This is a genomic window from Niastella sp. (assembly GCF_045805085.1).
In the GTDB taxonomy this organism is placed as follows: Bacteria; Bacteroidota; Bacteroidia; order Chitinophagales; family Chitinophagaceae; genus Niastella.
The window spans coordinates 1-5,423 of the sequence record NZ_JBJMLX010000381.1 but is presented as its reverse complement, the minus strand read 5'-3'; the positions used below and the strand labels follow the sequence as shown (position 1 = coordinate 5,423).

1 protein-coding gene is annotated in these 5,423 nt (G+C 49.5%); it reads left to right on the top strand.

Annotated features, from left to right (window positions below; translation table 11 throughout):
* The first annotated feature begins 26 nt into the window (after nucleotides 1–26).
* On the top strand, nucleotides 27–5,318 hold the full coding sequence (locus ACJ751_RS19590; RefSeq protein WP_407747213.1) for an autotransporter-associated beta strand repeat-containing protein: 5,292 nt from the start codon (nucleotides 27–29) through the stop codon (nucleotides 5,316–5,318).
* Nucleotides 5,319–5,423 lie beyond the last annotated feature (105 nt).

Here is a 5,423-nt window from a genome sequence, read left to right as displayed (position 1 = left end):
TTCGGGAAGCAGGCGCTGGAAGAACCGTGAATATTACAGCGCCTATGGCCACCGGTGACATCCTCGTGAACAGCAACGGCAATTACACCTTCTCCGGTGCGGGTAGTATAACAGGTACCAGATCGGTGAACAAAGCCGGCAGCGGCACAGTGTCATTGCTCACTAACAATACTTATACAGGTGCTACCGTATTACATGGCGGTGCCATCCAGTTTAATACCCTGGCAAATGGGGGCGTGGCCAGCGCTATCGGTTCCTCTGCCAACTACGCTTTCAATTGGGTTTGGAAGGGCGGCAGCTGGTTGTATTCGGGCGCTACTACCAGCACCGATAGGAATGCAACACTGGATGCTACTACCGAATTCAATGTAAGCAATCCTGCCAGCACGGTTACCTTTACCGGCGTGCTGTCTGGCAATGGCGGGCTTACCAAATCTGGTCCGGGTAGAATGGTGGTAAAAAATGCCAATCCATATGCCGGAGAAACGGTTATCAATGGCGGTATCCTGGAAGTAAGTCCCGTGAGCGCCGCTACACTGGCCGGCGATATCATCGATAACAACCAGGGCATTGGTACTTCCAACGTACTGCGTTTACATAATGGTACCTACGTTACCTCCAATGGCAGCGGTACCATTTATGAGAACTATCCGCTGCAGCTGTATATCGACGATAGCACCGTTAATGGGTTTACCTGCGACCGCAATGCCAACCTGAACATGACGGTGCATGGGGCCGGAACGCTGAATTATTCCATTCCTTATTTAAGGGAGATCATCCAGGGCGACTGGAGCGACTTTACAGGCACGCTGGTAGCCAATGGTATTAATACAGATGATGTGTATAGTTTATTGCCAATCGATAACGGTACGGGTTTCCCCAACAACCGCCTTGTTATAACCGGTAACACCAAAATTGCTGCTTATAGTAATAACAATGTATTATCTATCGGTGGCCTCAGTGGCAATGCCGGCACCTGGCTTTCTTGCGGTGGAACAAAATCACCCACCTTTGGCAATGGATTTACCACGTATGTGGTAGGTGGCCTGGGCACTGATGAAACTTTTAACGGCATCATCAATAACCACCTGTATGGAAATGCGGCTGATGGCAGCGGTACTACAACCATCGTTAAAACCGGTACCGGCTTGTGGCGTTTGAACGGCAACAATACTTACATCGGTACTACTACGGTAGAGGCGGGTAAACTGATTGTAAATGGCGCAAATAGTGGTAATGGAAAACTGACCGTTAACGAAGGCGCTGCCCTGGCCGGTAAGGGATCTGTTACTGGTGAAATAGTAGTAGCCGGTACCTTGGAGCCAGGCGATAGTTCGATCGGCACCTTTACCGGTAAGGACAATCTTACCCTGCAATCAACAGCAGTAACATCTATCGATCTCAATAAGAATAACAGCACCTGGGATAAAGTGGCCGTAACAAAAGATATGGTGTATGGCGGAACCCTGAAGATTAATTTTACGGGTACCCCGGCATCAGGCGATCAATTCAAAATATTTACGGTGTCAGGCGCTACCAACGGCACCATTACCCAATTCGATCCGGCAACACCTGCACCGGGTTTGTTGTGGGTGTTCAAACCTGCCACCGGCGAATTGGATATTCAATCGCCCAATTATGTGGAGGCACCGACAAATCTTACGCTGAGTGCCCCCGTGGCCAAAGCCGGTCAACCCGGCACGGTGAATGTTGGCTGGACAGACAACTCGGATAACGAAGATTATTTCATTGCAGAGCGTAGTGTTGATAGTGTGAACTTTACCGATGTGGCTCATGTGTCGGCTAGTACAACTGCCTATACCGATGGCGGTTTGCAATCGGGGATGAAATATTATTACCGCGTTAAAGCGCACAGTCCGCTGAACGAATCGGCCTACAGCGCCATCGTGGGAGTAACCACGCCGGTGGAAGGTACACTGCCTTTAACAACGGTGAACCCGTCACCGGTTCAAAATGCCACCAATGTGTTCCTGAACAACCAAACTGCTGCATTCAGCTGGGAAGGTAATTATGCGGATAGTTTTGAGGTGTACCTGGGAACCAGTGTTGATAGTTTAGTGAAAGTAGGCGAGGTGGTTGCTGCATCGGCGACATTTACGCCTGCCAGTTTAAATCCCAATACTACTTATTACTGGCGCATCGATGGCAAAAACAGCAATGGCATAACCACCGGTCCCGTATGGAATTTCCAAACGGCAAATATTCCTGTAACGGTAACCGGCGATTACCGGTCAAAAGCCAGTGGTAACTGGGGAACTTCTACCGTAACCACTGCCATCTGGGAAACATTCGATGGCGTTACCTGGCAAAGTACGGCCACGCCGCCATCTGGTTCAACCCCAACGGTAACCATTAAAACCGGACATACAGTATCCCTGAACGCTACTACTGGGGTAAACAACCTGGTGGTGGAAACCGGCGCTAACCTGATCTCCGGAACAAGTGATGGAGCAAGCGGCACCGCTTCACAAAGAAACCTGCGTGTTGCGAGCAGTCTCAATAATTTTGGAACCGTAGGGTCAGGCACCGTTACAACAAGCAGAATAAACTTTGAAGGGTATCGCGATAACGGCAAGGTGTATATTACAGGTACCGGCGCCAGCTATCTGAATACATTTACGGTGAACAGTATAGCCCAAACCATGGAAGTGGTGATAGATAACAACCTGAACCTGGCCAGTTACATGCGGGCCAATTATTCTACTGCCACTACGTTGCCCTGGACCACCGCTCCGCAAAACGATGACAACATAACCATCACTATCAGGGAAGGCAAAACGGTAACCATAGGCAGCTCGGGTTATCTGCAAAATGGCAGCAGTCCAACAACCAATACCATTGGGGAATTTGGTAACTACACTTTCAACATCAACGGTACGCTCGACATGCGTTCAACCGGTACTTCCTGTGTGGTTGGCCATGCCACCTTACCAGGCGCCACTACCATAAATATAAACGGAACCTGGTTAATGGGTAATGCCATCCGCCTTATCACTTCTGCCACCACGCCCTCAGTGGGTACGGTAGTACTGAACATTGGCGACAAAGGCGTTGCCGATGCAGGGGCAAGAACGATCGGCAGCAGCAACGGCGCCACAAACATGGTGACAACCAATAGTAATTTTGCGCCGGGCGTTTTCTTTAATATTACCGGCGGTGGTTTGCTGAAAACAAAAATCAGCACCAGTGCAGTGACCTATCCAATTGGTACAGATAAAACATACAGTCCCGTGAAACTGACCAATACCGGCACAGCCGACATTATTGGCGTGGGTATTAAAACCGGGGTGAATTTCCCGGTTGCAGATAGTACAAAACTGGTGAACAAATTATATACGGTTGTACCAGCCACACCAGCAACCACCAACCTTACTATTGGTTTGGGCTGGTTGACCGCCAATCAGGGCGCTAACCTGAACCCGGCCGCTTCCATGGTACAGGGCCGGTATACCAATAATACCTGGACAGAATTTCCGGCCACGGTATCCGGCGCCGGCACAGCAGCCAATCCATATTATGCAACGGTGGCTGGTTACACCAGCTTTGGCGGTTTTGTCGCAGGACAAACAGGCGCCGTTAAAGATGTAGACGCACCGATCGTGCGTACCAAACCGATAGCAATTACACTCGGGCTGGACGGCACGGCCTCCATCACGCCCGAACAGGTAAATGACAGTTCTTATGACCATAGCAGCACCGTAACCCTGCGTGTATCTCCCAACAGCTTTATAACAGCGAACGTAGGTGTTGACACGGTGACCCTCACTGCAACAGACGCCAGTGGCAATAGTGCACAAGGCAAAACCGCCGTTACGGTGAAGCATCGTACGGCTATAATTACATATACCGGTGACAGCACCGAACAGTATTCCGACAAACAAATACTGACAGCGGTGTTGACAGATTCAACAACCGGTACGGTGTTGAAAAGCAAAGCAATTTACTTCCTCATCGGCAACCAGACAGCAAGCGCGTTAACAGATACAACAGGTAAAGCCAGCACCAGTCTGCTGCTTACGCAAGATCCTGCATGGACGTATACCCTGTACGCATCGTTTGCAGATAGCTTGTTTGCACCAGCTATTGACAGCGTTCCGTTTGTGATTAAACAGGAAGATGCGCGGGCTTACTACACCGGAAACCTGTTTGGCTCAACCGGCTCAGGTACTACCACCACCATGGTGTTGAGTGCTACTGTGCGCGACATCACTGCGGAAACAACAGCTTCCACTACCGATCTGTTTGCCGGTGATATCAGCAACGCAACAGTGACCTTCATCGATCGCACAACCAATACGGTGATCGCAACCGTTCCGGTCACTTTGGTGAACAACCAGGATCCAAAAACAGGGACCGCTACTTATAACTGGTCCGTTGATCTGGGCACTGACAATGCAAAAGATTTCACCATTGGCGTACAGGTAAGCGGTTATTACCAGCGCGATGCCTCGGTTGACAATACCATTGTTACCGTATCAAAAGCATTGAAAGAATTTGTGAGCGGCGGTGGTTTTATTCAGCTTTCACATCCCGCCGGACAAATGGCTGGCGATACTGGTAGCAAAACCAACTTTGGTTTCAATGTGAAGTATAACAAGAGCAGTAAAAACCTGCAGGGTAATTTCAATACCATCATCCGCCGCACAGAGGGGGACGGCGTGCATGTATACCAGGTAAAAGGAAATGCGCTGAACACCTTATGGACAATCCCCGGTATAGGCGCCTTACCAGCCTGGGCAAGCTTTAGCAGCAAAACCAGCATCCAGGACATTACCAATCCGTTGGCGCCTGTTTCCGTTGATGGCAATGCCACCGTAAAGGTTGATATGACTGATCGTAACGCTTCCGGTACCGGTGACGCTGTCGCCATTACTATCTGGAATAAGACCGGCGGTTTGTGGTTTGCCAGCAACTGGAACGGCCTCTTTACTGATCAACAGGTATTGGCCGGTGGAAACATCAACATCAATAACGGCGCTTCCTTACCCGAAACGATCATTTCAGCGGTGACGGATGCCATTGATGATGCACATGGTCCCGGCAGCTTGCTGAGTGTAGCCATGGCGCCCAACCCGGCAGTTTCCTACACCAACCTTACCATCAATGCCGATCCGCAAAAAGGTAATGTGCGCATCAAGGTAACAGATCTGTTTGGTAAAGTGATCGAAACCAAAGAGATCGCTGCAGGTAGAAACACGATTCAATGGGGGAATAGCTACAGGCCAGGTATCTACGTGATTGAAGTGCTGCAGGGCCAGGATAGGAAAACAGTACAATTGATTAAAATAACTCAATAGGAGTGTTGGTTTAATTACGAAAGCAAGAAAGCTGTCCCGAAAAGTAGGGGCAGCTTTTTTTGTGCATTGAAAATAATGGTAAATTAAAACTGGTATTTGTCGATT